General features: G+C 44.0%; 26 protein-coding genes and 1 tRNA gene. 7 read left to right on the forward strand and 20 right to left on the reverse strand.

Annotation, left to right across the window (positions count from 1 at the left end; translation table 11 throughout):
- Window positions 1–182: 182 nt before the first annotated feature.
- Window positions 183–1,475 carry an MFS transporter gene (locus ACDJ58_RS19970; protein ID WP_413372563.1) on the reverse strand — a complete coding sequence of 431 codons (1,293 nt, stop codon included), beginning with the start codon at window positions 1,473–1,475 and terminating at the stop codon, window positions 183–185.
- A gap of 294 nt (window positions 1,476–1,769) precedes the next feature.
- Between ACDJ58_RS19970 and ACDJ58_RS19975 the strand changes: the two genes are divergently transcribed.
- Window positions 1,770–3,245, forward strand: coding sequence for an aminotransferase class I/II-fold pyridoxal phosphate-dependent enzyme (locus ACDJ58_RS19975; protein ID WP_413379751.1), 1,476 nt, complete (start codon window positions 1,770–1,772; stop codon window positions 3,243–3,245).
- A gap of 240 nt (window positions 3,246–3,485) precedes the next feature.
- Here ACDJ58_RS19975 and ACDJ58_RS19980 read toward each other — a convergent pair whose 3' ends face one another.
- The 7 genes from ACDJ58_RS19980 to ACDJ58_RS20010 all read right to left on the reverse strand — a co-directional run bounded on the left by ACDJ58_RS19980 (window position 3,486) and on the right by ACDJ58_RS20010 (window position 7,364).
- Window positions 3,486–3,803: a DUF1292 domain-containing protein gene (locus ACDJ58_RS19980; RefSeq protein WP_063565566.1), complete on the reverse strand. Its 318-nt coding sequence runs from the start codon at window positions 3,801–3,803 to the stop codon at window positions 3,486–3,488.
- Window positions 3,804–3,900: 97 nt separating this feature from the next.
- On the reverse strand, window positions 3,901–4,455 hold the full coding sequence (locus ACDJ58_RS19985; protein ID WP_076288201.1) for a copper amine oxidase: 555 nt from the start codon (window positions 4,453–4,455) through the stop codon (window positions 3,901–3,903).
- Between the two features lie 228 nt (window positions 4,456–4,683).
- A complete protein-coding gene (locus ACDJ58_RS19990) occupies window positions 4,684–4,881 on the reverse strand; it encodes a hypothetical protein (RefSeq protein WP_072735367.1) in 198 nt (65 codons plus the stop codon).
- 100 nt (window positions 4,882–4,981) lie between these two features.
- On the reverse strand, window positions 4,982–5,722 hold the full coding sequence (locus tag ACDJ58_RS19995) for an SDR family oxidoreductase (RefSeq protein WP_413372565.1): 741 nt from the start codon (window positions 5,720–5,722) through the stop codon (window positions 4,982–4,984).
- A gap of 6 nt (window positions 5,723–5,728) precedes the next feature.
- Complete coding sequence (locus ACDJ58_RS20000) at window positions 5,729–6,343, reverse strand: TetR/AcrR family transcriptional regulator (protein WP_413372566.1); 615 nt, start codon at window positions 6,341–6,343, stop codon at window positions 5,729–5,731.
- 185 nt (window positions 6,344–6,528) lie between these two features.
- On the reverse strand, window positions 6,529–6,708 hold the full coding sequence (locus tag ACDJ58_RS20005) for a hypothetical protein (protein ID WP_053784269.1): 180 nt from the start codon (window positions 6,706–6,708) through the stop codon (window positions 6,529–6,531).
- Window positions 6,709–6,776: 68 nt separating this feature from the next.
- Window positions 6,777–7,364: a TetR/AcrR family transcriptional regulator gene (locus ACDJ58_RS20010; RefSeq protein WP_413372567.1), complete on the reverse strand. Its 588-nt coding sequence runs from the start codon at window positions 7,362–7,364 to the stop codon at window positions 6,777–6,779.
- 193 nt (window positions 7,365–7,557) lie between these two features.
- Here ACDJ58_RS20010 and ACDJ58_RS20015 point away from each other — a divergent pair, with 193 nt between their 5' ends.
- Window positions 7,558–8,238 (forward strand): SDR family NAD(P)-dependent oxidoreductase, encoded by a 681-nt coding sequence (locus tag ACDJ58_RS20015; RefSeq protein ID WP_413372568.1) that lies wholly within the window; start codon window positions 7,558–7,560, stop codon window positions 8,236–8,238.
- 165 nt (window positions 8,239–8,403) lie between these two features.
- Here ACDJ58_RS20015 and ACDJ58_RS20020 read toward each other — a convergent pair whose 3' ends face one another.
- The 3 genes from ACDJ58_RS20020 to ACDJ58_RS20030 form a co-directional block, all read right to left on the reverse strand.
- On the reverse strand, window positions 8,404–8,964 hold the full coding sequence (locus ACDJ58_RS20020; protein WP_413372570.1) for a YdhK family protein: 561 nt from the start codon (window positions 8,962–8,964) through the stop codon (window positions 8,404–8,406).
- A gap of 225 nt (window positions 8,965–9,189) precedes the next feature.
- On the reverse strand, window positions 9,190–9,609 hold the full coding sequence (locus ACDJ58_RS20025; protein ID WP_413372572.1) for an organic hydroperoxide resistance protein: 420 nt from the start codon (window positions 9,607–9,609) through the stop codon (window positions 9,190–9,192).
- 223 nt (window positions 9,610–9,832) lie between these two features.
- Window positions 9,833–11,029: an NADH-dependent flavin oxidoreductase gene (locus ACDJ58_RS20030; RefSeq protein WP_413372573.1), complete on the reverse strand. Its 1,197-nt coding sequence runs from the start codon at window positions 11,027–11,029 to the stop codon at window positions 9,833–9,835.
- Between the two features lie 127 nt (window positions 11,030–11,156).
- On the opposite strand from ACDJ58_RS20030, the gene ACDJ58_RS20035 reads away from it, so the two are divergent.
- On the forward strand, window positions 11,157–11,492 hold the full coding sequence (locus ACDJ58_RS20035; RefSeq protein WP_413372574.1) for a winged helix-turn-helix transcriptional regulator: 336 nt from the start codon (window positions 11,157–11,159) through the stop codon (window positions 11,490–11,492).
- A gap of 136 nt (window positions 11,493–11,628) precedes the next feature.
- On the opposite strand, the gene ACDJ58_RS20040 is transcribed toward ACDJ58_RS20035, so the two are convergent.
- Window positions 11,629–11,701: transfer RNA gene (locus ACDJ58_RS20040), tRNA-Val, on the reverse strand.
- A 144-nt stretch (window positions 11,702–11,845) separates the two neighbouring features.
- Here ACDJ58_RS20040 and ACDJ58_RS20045 point away from each other — a divergent pair.
- From ACDJ58_RS20045 to ACDJ58_RS20055, 3 genes are all read left to right on the forward strand, one after another.
- Window positions 11,846–12,100 carry a hypothetical protein gene (locus ACDJ58_RS20045; RefSeq protein WP_413372575.1) on the forward strand — a complete coding sequence of 85 codons (255 nt, stop codon included), beginning with the start codon at window positions 11,846–11,848 and terminating at the stop codon, window positions 12,098–12,100.
- A gap of 236 nt (window positions 12,101–12,336) precedes the next feature.
- Entirely contained in the window at window positions 12,337–12,780 is a 444-nt protein-coding gene (locus ACDJ58_RS20050; protein WP_413379753.1) for a GNAT family N-acetyltransferase, read from the forward strand.
- A 111-nt stretch (window positions 12,781–12,891) separates the two neighbouring features.
- Window positions 12,892–13,128, forward strand: a complete 237-nt coding sequence (locus ACDJ58_RS20055; protein ID WP_063565553.1) for a DUF3892 domain-containing protein — start codon at window positions 12,892–12,894, stop codon at window positions 13,126–13,128.
- 61 nt (window positions 13,129–13,189) lie between these two features.
- Here the strand turns inward: ACDJ58_RS20055 and ACDJ58_RS20060 are convergent, their stop codons facing one another.
- From ACDJ58_RS20060 to ACDJ58_RS20075, 4 genes are all read right to left on the reverse strand, one after another.
- Entirely contained in the window at window positions 13,190–13,471 is a 282-nt protein-coding gene (locus ACDJ58_RS20060) for a hypothetical protein (protein WP_413372576.1), read from the reverse strand.
- Window positions 13,465–13,677 carry a hypothetical protein gene (locus tag ACDJ58_RS20065; RefSeq protein WP_064636528.1) on the reverse strand — a complete coding sequence of 71 codons (213 nt, stop codon included), beginning with the start codon at window positions 13,675–13,677 and terminating at the stop codon, window positions 13,465–13,467. Before ACDJ58_RS20065 ends, ACDJ58_RS20060 begins: the two co-directional genes overlap by 7 nt.
- A 169-nt stretch (window positions 13,678–13,846) precedes the next feature.
- Complete coding sequence (locus tag ACDJ58_RS20070; protein ID WP_413372577.1) at window positions 13,847–14,167, reverse strand: DUF3889 domain-containing protein; 321 nt, start codon at window positions 14,165–14,167, stop codon at window positions 13,847–13,849.
- A gap of 54 nt (window positions 14,168–14,221) precedes the next feature.
- A complete protein-coding gene (locus ACDJ58_RS20075; protein ID WP_413372578.1) occupies window positions 14,222–14,518 on the reverse strand; it encodes a hypothetical protein in 297 nt (98 codons plus the stop codon).
- Between the two features lie 230 nt (window positions 14,519–14,748).
- On the opposite strand from ACDJ58_RS20075, the gene ACDJ58_RS20080 reads away from it, so the two are divergent.
- On the forward strand, window positions 14,749–15,651 hold the full coding sequence (locus ACDJ58_RS20080) for a manganese catalase family protein (protein ID WP_413372579.1): 903 nt from the start codon (window positions 14,749–14,751) through the stop codon (window positions 15,649–15,651).
- Between the two features lie 111 nt (window positions 15,652–15,762).
- Here ACDJ58_RS20080 and ACDJ58_RS20085 read toward each other — a convergent pair whose 3' ends face one another.
- From ACDJ58_RS20085 to ACDJ58_RS20100, 4 genes are all read right to left on the reverse strand, one after another.
- The gene (locus ACDJ58_RS20085) at window positions 15,763–16,782 is read right to left on the reverse strand and encodes a VanZ family protein (protein WP_413372580.1); all 1,020 of its coding nucleotides are present in this window, start codon (window positions 16,780–16,782) and stop codon (window positions 15,763–15,765) included.
- A 273-nt stretch (window positions 16,783–17,055) separates the two neighbouring features.
- Window positions 17,056–17,442, reverse strand: coding sequence for a DUF5071 domain-containing protein (locus tag ACDJ58_RS20090; protein ID WP_413372582.1), 387 nt, complete (start codon window positions 17,440–17,442; stop codon window positions 17,056–17,058).
- 41 nt (window positions 17,443–17,483) lie between these two features.
- Complete coding sequence (locus ACDJ58_RS20095; RefSeq protein ID WP_413372583.1) at window positions 17,484–18,062, reverse strand: DUF3221 domain-containing protein; 579 nt, start codon at window positions 18,060–18,062, stop codon at window positions 17,484–17,486.
- Between the two features lie 104 nt (window positions 18,063–18,166).
- On the reverse strand, window positions 18,167–18,490 hold the full coding sequence (locus ACDJ58_RS20100; protein ID WP_413372584.1) for a hypothetical protein: 324 nt from the start codon (window positions 18,488–18,490) through the stop codon (window positions 18,167–18,169).
- Window positions 18,491–18,657: the final 167 nt, after the last annotated feature.

Consider the following 18,657-nt stretch of genomic DNA (forward strand, 5'->3'; position numbering starts at 1 on the left):
CATGGAGTACGGTGAACGATTAGTTCCCGGAGTTGATCACCGGCGGGCAGAATAATCTTCCCGTCGTTAGCTGAATGGATGCAATGGATGCACCATGCTACATAAAAAGGGAGTTCCACAACCTCTACGGTTGTTGGAACTCCCTTTTCTTATTGGATCAACCTTATCAGACTTCAATAGCATCATTTGGCAGGAGCTGTACGATACGGTTTACGGGATAACACATAGTGCACAACAGCAAGTCCAGCCATAACGACAGCACTTCCGATAAATGGAGCCGGATGACTAATGTGATCCCACAGCAGTCCGGATACAATCGGTCCTACGACCATGCCTGAACCCTGAAGGGTCAGGAAGAAACCCCAGATCGCTCCGCGTTCTCCTTTGGGAATCAATGTGGCTACAAACGCATTCCAAGCCGGGAGAATCATCGCATAGCTGACGCCAACCAGCATCACGATACCGAACACAACAGGAATAGACGTAATGGAAGAAAAAGCAAACAAGCTCACTGCTGCCATCAAAAAACCGATGTTCAGGAACGGTGCCGTTCCAAACCGGTCTACCATTTTCCCTACAGGCAACAGTGCAATGACCGTAATGCCACCACCCGCTATCAGCAACAAGCTGTACAGGTTGGGCGAGATGTGCAGGTCTGTGCGAGTGTATAGGGTAATCACGGGACTGAGAAGACCAATAACAAAGGACTGCATGAACAGTGCAGGATATACGAGCGGATTCACATTAAGGGTGCTGCGTACCCGTTGCAATGTGCCCTGGACACTGTTTTTGAGTCGGATGAAAGGCGTAAGAATATTCGGTTTAGCCGGATATTTCATATCTGCCCGCTTGGTTTCACTTTCCGCATGCTCCCCCTCAACAACTACACGTCCGGGTAGAATCAAGGCCACCAGAATGACTAGAATTGCAACACCCATCAACACCAGGAAAATGGTGCGATAATCGTGATGCGTCCGTTCCAATAACCAGTTCATTCCGATCGGCCCAAGTCCAGTCCCTCCAAGTGCCGCCATCTCCAGCGCACCCATGGCTGTACCGTTCTTGTTCTGCGGCCCCGACATCGCGGTCACGCCCGTCATGGCGCAAGGCCAAAGGGGTGACGTACCAACTCCAAGAATGAGACAAGCCATGGCAAGGCCAAATGCACTTTTGAAAAATATAATCATGATTACAGCAACTAATGTACAAATTAGCGCCGTCACCATTGTTGCCCGGAACCCGATTCGTTCTGCTGCCCAGCCAGAGGGAGCCCGGAACAGATTATCTCCCAAATATTGAAGGGCAAAGGCCACACCAATCACACCAGCGGACAGGCCCAGAATATTGTCCATATACACGGGCAAAATAGCGACCAGCAGGGCACCTTTAATAATTTCAACTAGAAAAAGCGTTAGCCACATGGCGATAAAGAAAGGTGATCGCAGGATTTTGGCTGGTTTTGTATTGGTTTGCATTCTTTTTCCCCTTTCGATGCTTGCTTGCCCATCTCCTATCCTTACTGTAACCCTCGGGGATGTGTCCAAATCTCAGCAATTCGGAAAATTGTCAAGCAATACTGCTTGCATTCGGTTCTTAATTTGCTATACTCAAATTTGTTTGAGATTACAAAATGATAAGTTTTCAGCGAAGCTGAACTAAATCCGTGATCGCAAGAAAAACATCCGCTACATGCGGTCTGTCTTCATAGAATTTACGTCGAAAGACGTTTTTCTTACAAATTATAATTAGGAAAGGTTGTGACAGCACTGATGGATCACCGCCGTACGCCGCTGTTTACCGCTTTAAAAAATCACGCGGCACTCAATCCGGTGCAATTTCATATTCCGGGACATAAAAAAGGATTGGGAACGGATACCGAATTTCGTGAATTTATCGGCGATAATGCCCTCTCCATAGATTTGATTAACATCGCACCGCTAGATGATTTGCATCAGCCAACCGGTGTCATTGAGGAAGCGCAGATTCTGGCAGCCGATGCCTTCGGAGCCGATTATACCTATTTTAGTGTACAAGGCACAAGCAGTGCCATCATGACCATGATTCTGTCGGTATGTGAACCGGGTGACAAGATTATTGTGCCCCGTAATGTGCATAAATCGGTCATGTCTGCCATCATTTTCTCAGGAGCGAAACCCGTGTTCGTCTCTCCTGCGCAGGATGCCAATCTAGGGATCGATCACGGTGTCACTACAGGCGCGATCCGACGTGCTCTTGAGCGTCATCCCGATGCCAAGGCATTGCTCGTCATTAACCCAACGTACTTCGGCGTATGTACCGATCTAAAAGAAATTGTTGAACTGGCGCATAGCTATCAGGTTCCAGTACTTGTGGATGAAGCGCATGGCGTACTCATTCATTTCCATGAAGATCTGCCGCTCTCAGCCATGGCCGCCGGGGCTGATATGGCTGCAACGAGTGTACACAAGCTGGGTGGTTCGATGACCCAGAGTTCTGTACTTAACCTGAACACGAAGAATGGATATGTGAATCCGCAACGTGTACAAACCATTCTGAGTATGTTGACTTCAACGTCGACTTCATACATCCTGCTGGCTTCGCTCGACACGTCGAGACGTAATCTGGCTCTGAATGGCCATCAGATGGCACAGAAAGCCATTGATTTGGCTGAGTTTGCAAGACGCTCCATTAATGATATGGACGGACTATATTGCTTCGGCAGAGAGCTGCTGGGCACAGAGGCTACCTTTAATTACGACCCAACCAAAGTAACCATTCATGTTCGCCACCTTGGAATTACAGGCTACGAAACAGAGAACTGGCTACGTGAGCATTACAACATCGAGGTGGAGCTCAGTGATATGTATAATATTCTGTGCCTCATCACGCCGGGAGATACGGATGACTCCGTAGAAATCTTGCTGAACGCCCTGCAAGATCTATCCCGTACGTATTATCAAGTGAATCCAGCCCATGAGCTGGTGGTTAAGGTTCCAGATGTACCACAGCTGATGCTGACTCCACGTGATGCGTTCTATGGTGATACCGAAGTCATTCCTTTCAAGGAATCCGCAGGCCGGATTATTTCGGAATTCATCTACGTATATCCACCAGGAATTCCGATTTTGCTGCCAGGTGAGGTTATCACTCAGGAAAACATTGATTACATCATTGATCATGTTGAAGTTGGACTTCCTGTAAAAGGACCCGAAGACCGTAGCGTAACCAACGTGAAAGTCATCGTGGAAGCAGATGCAATATTCTAGAACATCCACCTCTGCATGAGGTTGATCGATCTCTAAGGACCAAGCGGGATGCTTGGTCTTTTTTATTTTTTCTCCACGCAGACTTGTCCTGCCTTGGGCTTATGATCTCTGTATCGTTTGCATTTTCCCACCTATTCCACTGTCTCTATCGCAAGAAAAAACAGCATATACACCTAATAAAAAGCAAACAAAAGGCCCCCTGTGATCAAGGAGCCTTCTTGCTTTATTCCAAAAGGATGACTATTCTTGGCTTGCAACGAGTTCGTTGTACGCCGCTTCAACACGGGTCCACTCTTCTTCGTCTTCAATATTGTAGAGCACCATTTCCTCGTCTTCTTCTTCCATACGCAGAATGATGCCGTCAGCTTCAGGATTGTTACGTTCCAGCAGGAGCGCATAAACATGCTTCTCCACGTCAAACGTCTCCACCAAAACCATCTCCACGTCATTTCCGTTCTCGTCTGTCAGTGTCAGAAGAACTTCTTCATGCTCGTGGTCGTGGTCGTGGTCTTGACCGCATCCGCAGGCATCGCCGTGTTCATGTGTGTGATCGCTCATTGATATACCTCGCTTTATAAATAGAAATTGTGTAACCTTGCATATCGTAACATGTTCAATGGTTCAGGTCAATTTAACCGCCAAGGTTATTTTTGCTTCAATCGTTCAGCGCGGTAATGATTTTCTCGGCTGCCAGCACATAATTACTATTTGCATTTTCTTTAATATAAAAACCGACTTGGTACTTGCCAGCACGGCTGAAATCATACGTAAAATCGTACGTCCGGAACCAGAAGTTATCCTTCTGTGTCTTAAGCTCCTGGGACTGAATATCCTTAACCTCACCACTTGGATTGGTAATCGTCACCTTCACGGCAGCTATATCCGTTGTCAAACTGTCGACTTGTGAGAACACATTAAATTTCAACTTACCCACGTTCACGTTGCCAAACACGGTATCTCCCTTGAAGAGAAAAATATGTACATTCGGTTTGATAACCGTTACTCTCTTGTTTGTGCTATCCCATCTGGCGATTCCGCCCGCTTCCCTTACAGGTACATAGGTCGTTCCGTCAATCAGATAACCACCGTCAGCTGCTTCCTTGCCGTTAATGAGAACCCGAATCTTCTCGTTCACTGAATCTGCAAACAATAAAGACCCGCCGAGCAAGGAGAATACCGTGACACACAGCAAAATTCTTTTCCATTTCATTCCGTCAATATTCCCTCCCCTGCTGCTAGCTGTTGTACATTTATACTGCAGGTTCATCCACAAAGTTGCGCTGTTTTTCATCATTTTTCATTTTTTATCCAGAATATTTTCCACCCCTTGGAACGATCAAAAAGAGGCGTTCCCTGTTAAAGGACGCCCCTATAGTATAGTTGTTGACAATACGTAATTATACGAACTTCTTGTAGGTCAAACTTATTATGCTGCTGACTACGAAGTATGACGAGTCAATATACAAGGTACACCCTTGCCTACAGCTCCATCGGTTCGCATCCGTGCTGCATAATCCATTCCTCGTGTACAGGGGGTCTTGCAACGCTCACATACATCCGAAGTAACCAATTTCATGGATACACGAAGTTTGTCACTCTTTAACGCGGGAGCCTTTTTTCCCTTTGCTTTTGCCATCCCGAATTCCCCATTTCCCCAATTGCTTGCTGATGTAATGCATCATATGGGGATTCGCCCGGTTGTGTGTCAAAAGCAATAAACTTCGTGCGTGATATGGTTAAATGAAGCCGCCGTTTGCACGCAGCGTCTGTCCTGTAACCCATTGCGACTCTTCACTGACGAGGAAAGAGATTACATTTGCAATGTCTTCCGGTTCACCCAGACGACCAAAGGCATTCATTTTACGCAGCCCTTCGAGCTGTTGCTCCGTCTTTCCGACAGAAAACAATTCTGTATTCACCGGACCTGGTGCAACAGCATTAATAGTGATTTGTCTGGAGCCAAATTCTTTTGCAAGCTGACGAGTAATCTGTTCAACTGCTCCTTTGGTTCCCGCGTACACGCTGTATCCCGGAAACATCTGTCCAGTTACAGAAGTGGAGAAGTTAACGATTCGGCCCTGGGCCTCCATGTGTTTCAACGCTTGCTGACAAGCAAAAAATGTACCTTTTACATTAATAGCAAACTGCTGATCGAATTCTTCCTCAGTCACATCTGCCAAAGGCGTTGTCTTCATAATGCCTGCATTGTTAATCAGAATATCAACTTTTCCAAGCTGGCTAATCGTTTCGGAAAATAAACGCTCCACATCTTCCTTCCGGGCAAGGTCGGCCTGAACGGTAATGGCAAGCACTCCTTTTTGGCGAGCAATATCTGCCACCTGTTCTGCTTTGTCGGGGCTGCTCGCATAGTTAATGACGACATCTGCGCCCAATTCAGCGAGTTGCTCTGCTATAGCACGTCCGATCCCCCTGGATGAGCCAGTTACAATGGCCACTTTACCTGTTAACTTTTTCATTTACGATTACTCCCTCTCTTGTTCCAAATGTAATAATCCCTTTTCTATTAACAACCATACCTGTGCAAATTCCGCATCAATTGTAGGACTCTGCCATTCATAGGCGTGTGCAGGATGATGAAAACGAGCTGTAGCTTGAAGGATCGCCGTTGCAACCACATCTGGGTTGTTAAATTGGAACTGGTTCTCCTGCTGGATGATCTCACTCAAATGACGTACAAGATGTTGCACATGTTTATCAATAATATCTGCGGATTCCTGGGTTACCCGTGCGTACATCTCAAACAACTCTGCATCGGATTCGGCATAATGACGTTTACGAGCGATTAATGCTTCTATATATACTTTCAGATGACTTGTTCCCTCTCCGGTGTAACTCTGATCCTTAGTTATTGCCGTCAAAGGCGCGATAATCTCATCTTCGAGCCATTGTGCGGTCACACCTTCAAGTAATTCTTTCTTGCTTTTATAGTGCCTGTAAATCGTACCGTGACTAACCCCAAGCAATTTAGCGACATCCGTAACAGATGTTTTGGCAACACCGAAGCGCCGGAGAGTTTCCTGCGTTGCTGCGATAATTTGTTCCTTGGTTAAAAATTCAGAAGTTTTGTCCTTATCCATATGATTAAGATGGTTACACCATCCTCAAGTCACCTCCGTTGAAATTAGATTAACACAGCGAATAACAAATGACAAATATTTATTTCTGTCATTTGTTATTCGCTTGATGGTTTTATATGTACGAGCGTAAAAAAAAGAGCCCATTTAATATGGCCCTTATCCAAAGTTTTAATGTTTCTCTTTTTCTAAAAAACAAATTTAAACAATACGAAGATCACCGCAAGTATCCCACCGAGAATCAGCCAGTTGCTGATTTCCCACCAAATGCTTTTCCCTCCGGCTAAAAGCTGTTGTTCATTTTCTTCATGGCGCTGTTTGTGTGTATGTGATTCGGAGGCATGGGGCGGCTTGCTGAAGTCCATCATATACATTCCCCTTTCCAGCAGCTTTAATCTTATCGTTCCATTATAACCCATAAATGAGCAGAAATTTATTAATTCTCAAAAAAGAGGCTATTTCCATACAACAAGAGAGGAAGCGTGTCATTGATCCATTGTTCCATAGGCTCGTTCCGCCCCTGCAGGTTCCATTGATAAGCCGCGCCATACATCCCCCAGCTTAAAAGGACTGCTGCTGTCTCTTTACGAGAGTTTTGCTCCGGGTTGGAGGTTTTCTGACGATTCAGCAGTTGCAAAATAATAATCTGTATTTTTTCTCTAATCTGAAGTTCCAGTACGGGTCCCAGTGACCTGTAACTTCGTTCGCAGCGAGTACTGACTTCAGCATGAAATTCACACAGAGCTGTTAATATTTTTCTCAAGACTTCTTCATTAAATGTATCATCCTGATCCATTCGATCATTCAATTTCTCCATGAATGAATAAGTAACGGTCGAATCCAGAATGGCAAATTTATCGGTGAAGTGTGCATAAAATGTGGCTCGATTCACCGTAGCTTTTTCGGTAATATCCCCCACGGTCAGAGAATCAAAGTCCTGATGCTGCAAAAGGGATAGGAACGCATCCTGCAGTAGCTGACGTGTCCGTATGACACGAGGATCCTGGTTATTTTTGATCGTCATTCGAACGTCTCCTCGCCTTTTGCAAAATGTTCACAACAAAAATATAGGAACTGTTGTCTACGCAACGATTCTGCATTTTTGCTGATTGTAAGCCTGATTGGATTAGTATAGCATACTTAACAACAATCGTTGTTTACATTACTCTAGTTGTCTAGTCTATTTACAATCATAGAATGAAAAGGAGAAACATGATATGAAAACCATCGTCATTGTTGGCGCAGGCCCCGGACTCGGGATGGCTATAGGACAGAAATTTGGACAAAACGGATTTCAGGTAGCTCTGGTATCACGAAACCAAGACAAACTCGATAACCTGGCAGCCCAGTTAAAATCAGAAGGTATTGAAGCATCAGGCTTCGCAGCCGATTTATATAACCCGGAACAATTGACACAAGCTTTTGACCAAATCAAAGAGAAGTACGGTTTTATTGATGTGCTGGAATTCAGTCCTACCGTTGGACAGTTTCCTCCGACACCTGCCATGAATGTTACTGCGGATAATGCACTGGATCAGTTCCAGGGTCTGGTACTTGGTGCAATTCATAGTGTGCAACAGGTATTACCGGCTATGCTGGAACGTCAGACTGGAGCGATTCTGTTCACTACCGGACTTTCTGCTATATATCCAATTCCGATGATGGGTAACGTGGGAATCGCTTTGGGCGGATTACGAAACTATGCCAACAATCTGCATACGGACCTCGCTCCGAAGGGCATTTATGTGGGTCACCTCTCCCTGGGTATATTCATCAAGCCGGATACACCAACAGATCCTAAATACATTGCTGACGCTTGGTATGAGATGTATGTGGAGAAAAATAAAGCTGAGGAAACATTCCCGGTTGGTGTTACTCCAGAAACGATTATCTGGTAACTGGAGATTTTCAAAAGATAGTTTTGCGTTGATATATATAAAACCACCCTTTTCACTTAAAAAGTGAAAAGGGTGGTTTTGGTATTCACATAATGACTAACACAAGTTATACGCATGGATGTGAGGCTTAACAACTATTACTTCAGGCTATTACTTCAAGCTCTCTCATTTAGCAGACAATTCTTCTTCCGTGACCCATTTATGATTCTTCACCGGATCTCCGCCTGTGGTCGGGGTATAATCAACCATATATACCGTCGTTTGCTCAGCGGAGTCAATCGTTGCCTTAGCCCCTTTCATTCCTGGCATGTGGTCAGCGTTCAGCACAACCTCTGCTCCTGCTGCATACGGTTGATCCGAATGGTCCTGAATTTCCTCTTGGATGACCCATTTATGATTTTTCACAGTGTCTCCCCCTGTGGTTGGTGTATACGAGACTGCATACGCTGTCGTCTCATAGGCTCCCACAATGGTCGCTTCTGCACCCTTCATTCCAGCCATATGGTCCGTACTCAACACGACATGGCTGCCCACTGGATATGTAGGATTTTTCTTTTCCTGAAGCCCTTCCGGTATTTCTCCCGAATCCGAGTGGTGCATCTCTCCTGTGCTCGCTGTATGACTATCACTACTGCTATTATCCTGCTCAGCATTCTTGCCACATCCACTTAACATCAGACTGCCCGTGATCACCGTAGTCAGTAATACCATTGCATACTTTTTCATGAGTTGCACTCCTTTGGACTTTCGAGTTCTACTCTTATAATATACCCCGTACGGGTATATTTCAATCGTGATTTATTTCTTTATCTATTATTGATATCGCTAAAGAATTAAAAAACATATCAAAAAACCTCCGATTTCTCGGAGGCCTTCAGTATTTATGGTACATGCTTCAGACTTCAACAATGAAGTCCAAAACGAGACCGTTCAATCGACTTGGCTCAATGATTAGGCTAGCCCCACGGTAACATTAACGTTCCCTTTGATGCCTTTGGAATATGGGCAGTAGTCATGAGCAAGTTTGACAAATTTCTGTGCTGTCTCCTCATCCAGACCCTCAATTTTAACTTCAAGTTCCACTTCCAGCTTCACACCATTATCCGTAGGGTCTGTCACGAGCATAACCGTAGCCGATACTGTGCTTCTCTCAATTTCGACTTTGTGTTTCTTCAACTGAAACTCCAGCGCTGAATTAAAGCAAGCACTGTAGCCTGCTGCAAACAATTGCTCTGGATTCGTAGCTGTCGTCACTTTGCCTCCCAGTTCAGGTGGGGCAGCGACATCAAGCATAAATATGTTATCTGGCGATTGCACAATCCCTTGACGTCCACCTGTATTGATAACTGTAGTTTCATATAATGTTTTCATGAGTATTGGCTCCTCTGTATGTTTAGATTTTATTTTTGTAAAGATGATTTCTCTTTTGTTTTGATTACAATTAGATTGTACACAATTTAATTGTGTTTGTAAATCATTATTATAAAATTAAAAACAACCATTCCCTCTTGTAATAGCAGGAAATGGTTGCTCCGTAATTGATAAATATCTATTACTGATCCAAAAGTTGAATCTACCTAATATATATTAGCTTTTACATTTTCTTCTCAAAGCCCTCCATCGGTGCAAGCGAATTCTGGTAGTCAGTCCCTTCCTGACTGTCGGTAGTAAAGTGCATGACCTCCCGAAACGAACCTTCCAGATAAGTCTGCATGGCCAATGGAATGCGCAATTCATCCATATCCGACGGGGATATTTGGTAACGAATGCTGCCAAGGTCTCCTGCTTTCACTTTCTGTACCCATTTCGGCTCGCGAATCAATTCCCGTCCGAGTGCAGCCAAAGTTACCCCGGCGTTGATAACTTCTTCTGCGTCCTCCGGCCGCTCAATCGATCCGATACCGATCAGAGGTTTTTTGTGATCCAAAACCCGGACGAATTTAGTTAAGATCGGCTCCTTGTCATCGGGTTGGTTTAAAGAGGTTCGTTTGTAACTTCCCATCGACAGATGAATGTAATCAATCCGAGTGTCTGTCAGAGCCTGGGCAAAAGCCAAGGAGTCTTCGAGCTGGATGCCCGGCATATGAATTTCTTCCGGTGAAATCCGGTAACCGAGGATAAAGGGTTTATCCGCATGGGCATCGATCACCGATGCAACCTCCTGAATGACTGCCAGCGGAAATCGCATACGATTTTCAAAACTACCACCCCACTGATCTGACCGTTGATTGGAATTGACGGAGAAAAATTGCTGCAACAGATATGTGTTGGCCCCGTGAAGCTCTACCCCGTCAAAACCAGCTTGAATAGCCCGTAAGGTTGCTCTGCCGAAGTCCTTAATAATGCTTTCGATTTCCTCAGGTGTTAATTCACGCGGCGTCTCCGAGCCGATTGGATGAGCGGCAGCGATTGCACTCGCACTGGTGGGTTGTACACCTCTTAGCGTTTTGGAGTTCGTTTTGCGCCCTGCATGAAAGATTTGCACAATGGCTTTCGTTCCGTCTTTCTGAATGGCTCTTGCAATTTTGGACAGTCCTTTGATTGTAGAATCACTTGCGATGGAAAGCTCACCTTCAAAGCCTTTTCCTCCATCGGTTACGTACGCGACACCTGTAATGATCATTCCAGGGCCACCAGCCCGTTCGGCATAATAATCGACTTCATCATTGGTGATGGAACCGTCGAAGAAACTGGACATTGTTGTCATTGGCGCCATGACCACTCTATTTTTCAACGTAAAACCATTCGCAAATGTATAAGGCTGCAAGAAATTACGATTACTATTCTCCATATATATTCTCTCCTTTTATTAGGCTTGTTCGCCCTTGTCTCTGTTTCATGAGTTATTGTATAGTAGTGTGATATGTGAGTATAGTATGCACTTAAAAGGTAGATACTATCTAAAAGGAGAGTGGAATATGGAAACTGCGGAGGAAGTAAACGTTAAACCCTTTTCACATGCCATGTCGTTGATCGGTGGAAAATGGAAAATGCATATCTTGTTTTGGTTATGGAAAAAAGAAACATTGCGATATGGAGAATTGAAAAGAGCCTTGGGAGGGATTACGCATAAAATGCTAAGCTCTCAACTGAAGGAATTAGAGGCCGATCAATTAATTATCCGTACAGAGTACCTACAATTACCACCCAAAGTAGAATACTCTTTGTCTCGTGAAGGATTAACGCTGATGCCTGTGCTTGAGGTTCTCTGTAATTGGGGAAAGCAGAATCTTGCTGATTTGCAAAAGAATTAGTGATCTTATTGCATTGCTGCGAAGGATGTATTTCTTTTAATTTCCGTCCCCCAATTGTCCCCCAAGACTTTCATAATGCCTTGTTCTAAAACTAGACAAAAGAAAAAAGCCCTTGCTGCGCAAGGACTTTTTGTTATGATCTGTAGTGGGCTCGAACCACTGACCCCTACCCTGTCAAGATAGTGCTCTCCCAGCTGAGCTAACAGATCATGATATCTAATTGTTTTCCAATCAAGTAACAGTATCATATCAAGTAACCGTGTTCATTGTCAATCGTTTTATTGGTAATATTTTATTCGAATTGGTGCACAATAAAGGAATGATTACCATTTTGATGACGAGGTGACTTCCATATGAGGAACATGAAAGAACGTAAGCTGCGTTTATTTATCACAGCCAAAAACTTAGCCTGTTTGATTGCGCTTGTTGCATTAATATACGTTTCTGCCGGTTGTAGTTTGGAACGGGATGAACATACCGTACAATTCCAACAGTTGAAAGTGCCCAATGAGGTTAATGATGACCTGCCCGTTTGGCTGGATGTATATTCCAAGTCTGTTGTGCATGACGTTTACTCCCCACAAGGCAATGTTGAAGTCTTACCTTGAGGAACTTTATGTCGCATTTCACTCGTCTTCGTCCCACTTTTTGGAATACGCCTTCTTGGTCACATAATACAACAAAGCAATCATTCCGGCCGCCATCAAAAGGGTGATTGCCATCACTCCTGCCATGCCCATGGTTCGCACCTCCTCTCCCAGTATGTTCCAGACTTAACTATACAGGAAAAGCATTTTTTTGTATAATTCACTCTGATAGCGTAGAGCAGAAAGAAGGAATGGAATTGGCAGCTGAGATTAGTTATGTAACGACTGAAGAACAACTCGAGGAAGCACTGGATATTCGCAATCATGTTTTTGTAATCGAGCAGCAGGTGCCTGCTGACATTGAGATTGATCAATATGATATCATCAGTCCTGATGTGCATCACGTATTGTTGAGTAAAGATGGACAGGCTGTAGCCACAGGGCGCCTGATCTATTACACCAAGGATACCGCCAAAATGCAGCGTATCGCTGTACTCAAATCTCATCGTGCATTTGGGTACGGACGTGTGCTTCTGTTAGCCATGGAAGAACGGGCACGTGAATTGGGATTGGCCTACTCTGTTTTGGACGCACAATGCCAGGCGCAGAAGTTCTATGAGAAGCTCGGATATGAAGTAATCTCTGAAGAGCCTTTTTATGATGCAGACATTCTGCATGTTCGTATGCAAAAGAGCCTATAAATAAACCTCTGCGTGCGATATGAACCTATGTTGTGCATACTTTTTTTTGATCCGGACAGGCTAAAGAGGTAACCAGATTCCTATTTGGTCAGATAAGGAGAGTGTGACATCATGGATCAAACGACACGCGAAAGCTTCACAGCAGTACAAAAAAATGGTGACGGCGATCTGACGGCGTTTCAAACTTCATCCGGACGTGTGCTGGATTACCAACAAGCACTGGCAGAAGTAAAAGCAGGATCAATTGCAGGTGTGAACGTCTTTAAAGGCAAAGATGGCGAAATGTACATTCGCGGTGACGCAGACGGCGACCCCACCAATAACCTTGATCAACTTCCTATCTTCTAATAGATGTATGCTGCCTAACAAGGCGCCTATCCGGCTTTCCGGGTTGGCGTTTTTTGCGTTTTTAATATTCGGTAAAATATTTCACGGCATCGCCAGCAGGCTGGCTTTTGCGAGTGGGTTGTGGTTCCTGCTCCCATGCTTGCAGAATTAGTATACCTTCCAGCGTAGACTTGTTCTCCCACACAATATGTTGCCTGCGCTCAAGCTCAAGCAGTGACTCATGAATGAACGCCTTGCTTCTTCCCGTCTTATTCTCCAGCTCATCCATTCGTGGCAATCGGCGGCGCTGGCCTGCATAATTAACAATAATACGCAAAATTTTGCGTTCAAAATCATTCAGCATATTTCTTCCTTCCCTTCCTTATGGAGTACGGGACGCCATGCCAGAATACCTTGTTCCAGAAATGTTCGGGGTGCCCCCTCTTTCCCTGCGGATGCTCTAATCTTCCCTTCCCGTACACTGTTGATTCGAATCTGCCGCTGTGTAATATGCCCTGCACGATCCATGTAGACGAGCTCCACCATCTGACCAATATATTTCCCTAGCATAATCATCCCTCCAATAAGAACATGTGTTTGTTTTATTATTATATGCGAACGTAAGTTCTTTATTCAACAACTAAAAAAAGGATTTTTTTGAAATAAAAAAACCAGACTCACTCCCTTTCATAGGGAAGTCTGGTTCCTGTCCTGCCTTGCTGTCCAGTTCATGTTCAGTTCAACGTCGATCCGATTCCGTGAATTGTACTTTTTTCAGCTGCTGGGTCGACGGGTTAAAATCAACATTTACAAATACAGCAAATTGTTTACCGTCTTTGTTACGTACCCATAGCTTGAACTGTTCACGGGATTGGTCTGCTGTTAGTGAGGTGCGGCCGATGTGTTTGTAATCCAAAATGTCCACGTTGTACTTGGTTTGCGTTTCCTTCACTGCAATGATTCCCCACTTCGCATAATCCGGAATCGCAGTTGCTGAACTTGTTGCTAGTCCACTTAAACTTAGTATCACCGTCATCAGGACTACGATGAGCATTCTCATATCATTCACTCCTCGGGGCAATGTTTACGTTAGCCTGCCCTGTAGAAGTTTATTTTACACCAGTAGACGAATGATAAACGTAATCGGTTGCTGGAGCGATTGAACCGTACTTATCGCCATCTTATACCGTTCGATTGGTGAATTGATGCTTATCCCCCAGTCACCCTCCAATAAAAGATTTCGCGGTGGTGGATCTTCCGGCTTTTCCAAACCGTACTTTTCTATGAGCTCATTTTTTCTTTGTTGATCCAGCTCACTCGAATAATCTGCATATGCTGCCGTAACATCGCTACATCTAAAAACGGCAAGCAGCAGCACACCCCATCCTACCATAATCCAACTTTTGCGCACTCTCAGTTTCTCCTTCATTTAAATCAGATAATGACAACCATACTTAACTTCATTCGTCCTGATTGTACATAAATAATACGGGATTGGAAATAACAAATGTAGACTCAGCTACATACGCCTTAAGCCTCATTTGCATAATTATGGGTTTAGCGTATTCGATAAACGTGTAATAGGCCATGACAGCATCACTTCATTATTCTTAACACTCATTTCAAGGAGGTTACACCCGAATGTTCAAACGTATGGATGAAATCGCAATTGAAATCCCCAATGTCGAGAGACCGGACCCGAATGCAGCGGCAGCGATACAAGAATTGCTGGGTGGTAAATTCGGAGAGATGTCAACGTTGAACAATTACCTCTATCAATCCTTTAATTTTCGTTCCAAGGAAAAATTGAAACCCTTCTACGATCTGGTGATGAGTATCACCGCCGAAGAATTAGGTCATGTAGAGCTTGTGTCTCATGGCATTAACAAATGCCTCAGAGGTTCCACCGAATACAAAGAGCCTGACGATACACCACTTGGTTCCGTGAAGGATGCGCGTCTGTCCTATCATTTCCTGGCTGGTGCACAGGGAGCAATGCCTTTCGACTCCATGGGTAATCCATGGACAGGCGCCCATGTTTTCAACAGTGGGAATCTGGTCGAAGATCTATTGCATAACTTTTTCCTCGAATGCGGAGCACGTACTCACAAAATGAAAGTTTACGAAATGACCGATCACCCCGCAGCCCGGGCAGTTGTTGGCTATTTGCTGGTACGCGGCGGCGTGCATGTGGTCGCTTATGCTAAAGCGCTTGAGATCGCAACCGGTGTGAATGTAACCAAATTGGTGCCGATTCCATCCCTGAGCAATAAATCCTTTAACGAGGCGTGGAAATACGAAGAAAAAGGCCTACACACAAAGCTGTATACCTATAGTGATAAAGACTTTAATGCGATCAGTCAGATCTGGAAAGGGACACACCCCGAAGATGGACAACCGCTGGAAGTCATTCAAGGCGTGCCTGAAGGTTTCCCGATCCCAGAAGCTCCTGCGGTGGAAGAAGAATTCGCACCAGGTATTTCGCAGGAAGACTTCCAGGAAATTGCACGACGTCTGAAGATGGCGGGAAATATTGCGGATTAAGGTAGCGTTATGTAGTGGAGGTATTAGTTGTTGTTGATATAGCATGAAATGGATTGAGCCCTCAGATCTTGCTGCTTCAGTGGCAGGATCGAGGGCTTTATCATTGATATATTAAAACATGGATTTAATGCTGTTGATGAACTTTTGCCCTGTGTTTGCTTCCGTCAGTGTAATGTCCCACATCACTATATTTGTCATCAGATTTGAACTACCATTCATTACTTTTATAGTCAGTTCATTAACTCCCTTTAACGGAGTTTGAAAAGAGTCAAGCTGGTTCTCCCCGCTGTTCGCTGATACAACCAAAGAATAAATTTCTGTTCCATCGGCGATAAAGCTTACTGTAATACTCTCATTGCTTGTTGTGCGGACAACATCGTCCGGTATAGCGAAACAACCTGTCATATTTTTGTATTTTCTATTTAAGAGATATGAAAACTCATTCGTTTTTTGTTTTTTTCTACTGTACAGATTGATTTGAGGCTCAACATTTGTCTGGCCTACTGTAAAACCGGAGAGTTCTTCATCCCATACTACAGCCCCGTCACTCGAAACAAGTTCATTCAGTGCAACACTTTTTCCGTCAACGTTATCTAAATAATGATTGAGGCCTCCAACAATAGTGACCATTCCAATTGAAAAAATAATCGCTGTCAGGAAGATTCGAATAAATCCTTTTAATGTAGTCCGATGATGCTTTACTATCCGCTGTGCTCCATATCCCACGGCAGCCCCTAAAGTATTAATCAGGATATCGTCTATATCAAACGCACCTAAACGGGAGATCATTTGCAATGTCTCTAACATCGTAATACAGAGAATGAAAATGCTGATAAAGCGAATAAACCCACAGCGAAAGAGGAGCGGAATGATCACCCCGAAGGGGATGAAAGCTATAAAGTTCCCCATTTCAAAAAACCAAATCTTAAAATCTCTCCCCATTGGAGAATGTAAAGGAATTCCTTGAGGAGATAAGCTGTATCGCAAGCCCTGATCAAGACTGGACGAGCTTCTATCGAAGCCCAGGAATAAGAAATAAAATGTTAAACAAGTATATAACGATAACAATACAATAATGAATTTTCTTGACTTTCCTTGATACAAAATCAAAATCACACCTTCTTTTTTCAATAAACTTCTACATCATCAAATCATTCCTACACTACAATCTGCAGAAATTGCCTCGACTTGATGAGCGTTCTGCACATGTTAGGATATTTATGCAGTCAGCTCATTCGTAGTGATTGCGGGATAGAAAGTAGCGCTGTTCTTCGAGGGACTCACGTTGCTCCTTGATTTCTTGGCAACCCTGAAAGGCTATGCCGTTCAAGGTTGTTTTGCACTGCTCCTTAGTATGAACTTTTCTGAATCACAAAATGAAAAATACGCTTCTTAAATTGCTTGTTATTGTATTTTATTCAGTAGTGGTACTATAACCTCATCCAATTCTTCAAGGATCTCACTTTTTGTAGGATTTTTCAAAATTCTTTCCAAATCATTCTTCAATACTATTAGATATCGCGAAGGCAATCTACTAATTAGTCCCGTCAGCATAAAATATTCCCACTGTGAATCTTTTGTTTTAAATACATTTTGAATATAAGGAATAAGTTCTTCTCCGAATCTTAAAAGTAAATCTTCTACGGATCTGGCAATGGGCCAATTCCCATCTTGCAACCACTCCATAAGCTCAGGAATGATATCTCTCAACTCTTCATTACCTAATTCACTTAACTTACGCACCGCTTCAGTATCATGCTTGTCGCGGGGAAGCCATTCTCTAACATTCATACCTATCTCCTCTGTTCATCCAACAATGAAATTCTACATCCTTACTCCTGCTCCCCTACTGGCTCAATGTCTTCTACTTTCACTTCTATCTGATCCTGAGTATCCGTCGTTGACATTGCATCTCGTATACGAATGGTCCATGTTCCTATATCCTCATCGAAATCGACATTCTCAATTACAGGAATACGTACTTGCTCTCCGTCTGATGAGTACAATCCAGCCCGGATGGCATCCTCCTCACTCATATGAGCACCATCTGGAGTGGCCGGGCAAGCTACAGCAATCGTTTCCGCTCTGGCTTGTCCAGGGTAAGGCTCGTTTTCGGGGCTGCCATCCGTCCAGACTTCAACATAGGAGCCAACCTCTGGATTAGGCGCATTGGAGAACCATTTTGCCGGATAATACCGACTTTCTCCTCCGTTAGCACCGAAGTCTTCATATGCAGGATCAACCACTAGAATGGAATCGCCTTCGCGGTCAACCACATAACCAGTGAATCCATCTTCACTTGGTGTATTCGCTTGAGTTTGCACTGAATTACAATCGTTATATCCCGAACATCCGGTAAGGCATACGATCAGGATCGGGAGCGATATCAGAACTCGACGAAGATGGGACATATGTAAATCCCCCTTTATTAAAACCTATTTCTAATTTCAACGTTCCATATATGGTTATTGTTGCATGCAAACATATGTTTATCATAAACATGAGGGCAACAAAATCACTTCTTTCTGTAATGCTTATACCCATACCTTCCCCAGATCACTAATGCCACGCATAACAAGAGGGCACAGTATGCCCAGGTAAAAAACAAAGCCAGTCCCAATCCAATGTTGGCATCCAGCCGCTCCACACCCCACTCTGTATACAGCGCAAAGCCCAAAGGCACAGTCCCCACAACAAATAATCCGATCAATAATCCACCCCAACGTCTGAAGACGGATTTGGCTCCTGCCTTCGAATTCTTTCGAATACCTTGCACCAAGATGACCAGAATCAAAATCAATATCAGCCAGGTCATGAGAATTACCAGCATAGTGTTCATAACGTTCGCCTCCTCCATTTAGAATTGTTTTATTTTTGTACAAAGGATTTCCGCCTGTTTGTCCATTGTACAACCTACCCCGCTTTCGATAAACTGATCACATTCGAACTAAATTGATAATGATTATCATTATAAAATAAGTAACCTATGCGGGAGGAACTATAACG

Origin of the sequence: Paenibacillus taichungensis, from assembly GCF_047302525.1 — a bacterium.
Classification (GTDB): domain Bacteria; phylum Bacillota; class Bacilli; order Paenibacillales; family Paenibacillaceae; genus Paenibacillus; species Paenibacillus taichungensis_B.

Excerpts from the sequence above, each read along its gene's own strand:
- ACDJ58_RS19970 (WP_413372563.1), bottom strand. The coding sequence starts at position 1,475 with ATGCAAACCAATACAAAACCAGCCAAAATCCTGCGATCACCTTTCTTT.
- ACDJ58_RS19975 (WP_413379751.1), top strand. The coding sequence starts at position 1,770 with ATGGATCACCGCCGTACGCCGCTGTTTACCGCTTTAAAAAATCACGCG.
- ACDJ58_RS19980 (WP_063565566.1), bottom strand. The coding sequence starts at position 3,803 with ATGAGCGATCACACACATGAACACGGCGATGCCTGCGGATGCGGTCAA.
- ACDJ58_RS19985 (WP_076288201.1), bottom strand. The coding sequence starts at position 4,455 with ATGAAATGGAAAAGAATTTTGCTGTGTGTCACGGTATTCTCCTTGCTC.
- ACDJ58_RS19990 (WP_072735367.1), bottom strand. The coding sequence starts at position 4,881 with ATGGCAAAAGCAAAGGGAAAAAAGGCTCCCGCGTTAAAGAGTGACAAA.
- ACDJ58_RS19995 (WP_413372565.1), bottom strand. The coding sequence starts at position 5,722 with ATGAAAAAGTTAACAGGTAAAGTGGCCATTGTAACTGGCTCATCCAGG.
- ACDJ58_RS20000 (WP_413372566.1), bottom strand. The coding sequence starts at position 6,343 with ATGGATAAGGACAAAACTTCTGAATTTTTAACCAAGGAACAAATTATC.
- ACDJ58_RS20005 (WP_053784269.1), bottom strand. The coding sequence starts at position 6,708 with ATGATGGACTTCAGCAAGCCGCCCCATGCCTCCGAATCACATACACAC.
- ACDJ58_RS20010 (WP_413372567.1), bottom strand. The coding sequence starts at position 7,364 with ATGACGATCAAAAATAACCAGGATCCTCGTGTCATACGGACACGTCAG.
- ACDJ58_RS20015 (WP_413372568.1), top strand. The coding sequence starts at position 7,558 with ATGAAAACCATCGTCATTGTTGGCGCAGGCCCCGGACTCGGGATGGCT.
- ACDJ58_RS20020 (WP_413372570.1), bottom strand. The coding sequence starts at position 8,964 with ATGAAAAAGTATGCAATGGTATTACTGACTACGGTGATCACGGGCAGT.
- ACDJ58_RS20025 (WP_413372572.1), bottom strand. The coding sequence starts at position 9,609 with ATGAAAACATTATATGAAACTACAGTTATCAATACAGGTGGACGTCAA.
- ACDJ58_RS20030 (WP_413372573.1), bottom strand. The coding sequence starts at position 11,029 with ATGGAGAATAGTAATCGTAATTTCTTGCAGCCTTATACATTTGCGAAT.
- ACDJ58_RS20035 (WP_413372574.1), top strand. The coding sequence starts at position 11,157 with ATGGAAACTGCGGAGGAAGTAAACGTTAAACCCTTTTCACATGCCATG.
- ACDJ58_RS20045 (WP_413372575.1), top strand. The coding sequence starts at position 11,846 with ATGAGGAACATGAAAGAACGTAAGCTGCGTTTATTTATCACAGCCAAA.
- ACDJ58_RS20055 (WP_063565553.1), top strand. The coding sequence starts at position 12,892 with ATGGATCAAACGACACGCGAAAGCTTCACAGCAGTACAAAAAAATGGT.
- ACDJ58_RS20060 (WP_413372576.1), bottom strand. The coding sequence starts at position 13,471 with ATGCTGAATGATTTTGAACGCAAAATTTTGCGTATTATTGTTAATTAT.
- ACDJ58_RS20065 (WP_064636528.1), bottom strand. The coding sequence starts at position 13,677 with ATGCTAGGGAAATATATTGGTCAGATGGTGGAGCTCGTCTACATGGAT.
- ACDJ58_RS20070 (WP_413372577.1), bottom strand. The coding sequence starts at position 14,167 with ATGAGAATGCTCATCGTAGTCCTGATGACGGTGATACTAAGTTTAAGT.
- ACDJ58_RS20080 (WP_413372579.1), top strand. The coding sequence starts at position 14,749 with ATGTTCAAACGTATGGATGAAATCGCAATTGAAATCCCCAATGTCGAG.
- ACDJ58_RS20090 (WP_413372582.1), bottom strand. The coding sequence starts at position 17,442 with ATGAATGTTAGAGAATGGCTTCCCCGCGACAAGCATGATACTGAAGCG.
- ACDJ58_RS20095 (WP_413372583.1), bottom strand. The coding sequence starts at position 18,062 with ATGTCCCATCTTCGTCGAGTTCTGATATCGCTCCCGATCCTGATCGTA.
- ACDJ58_RS20100 (WP_413372584.1), bottom strand. The coding sequence starts at position 18,490 with ATGAACACTATGCTGGTAATTCTCATGACCTGGCTGATATTGATTTTG.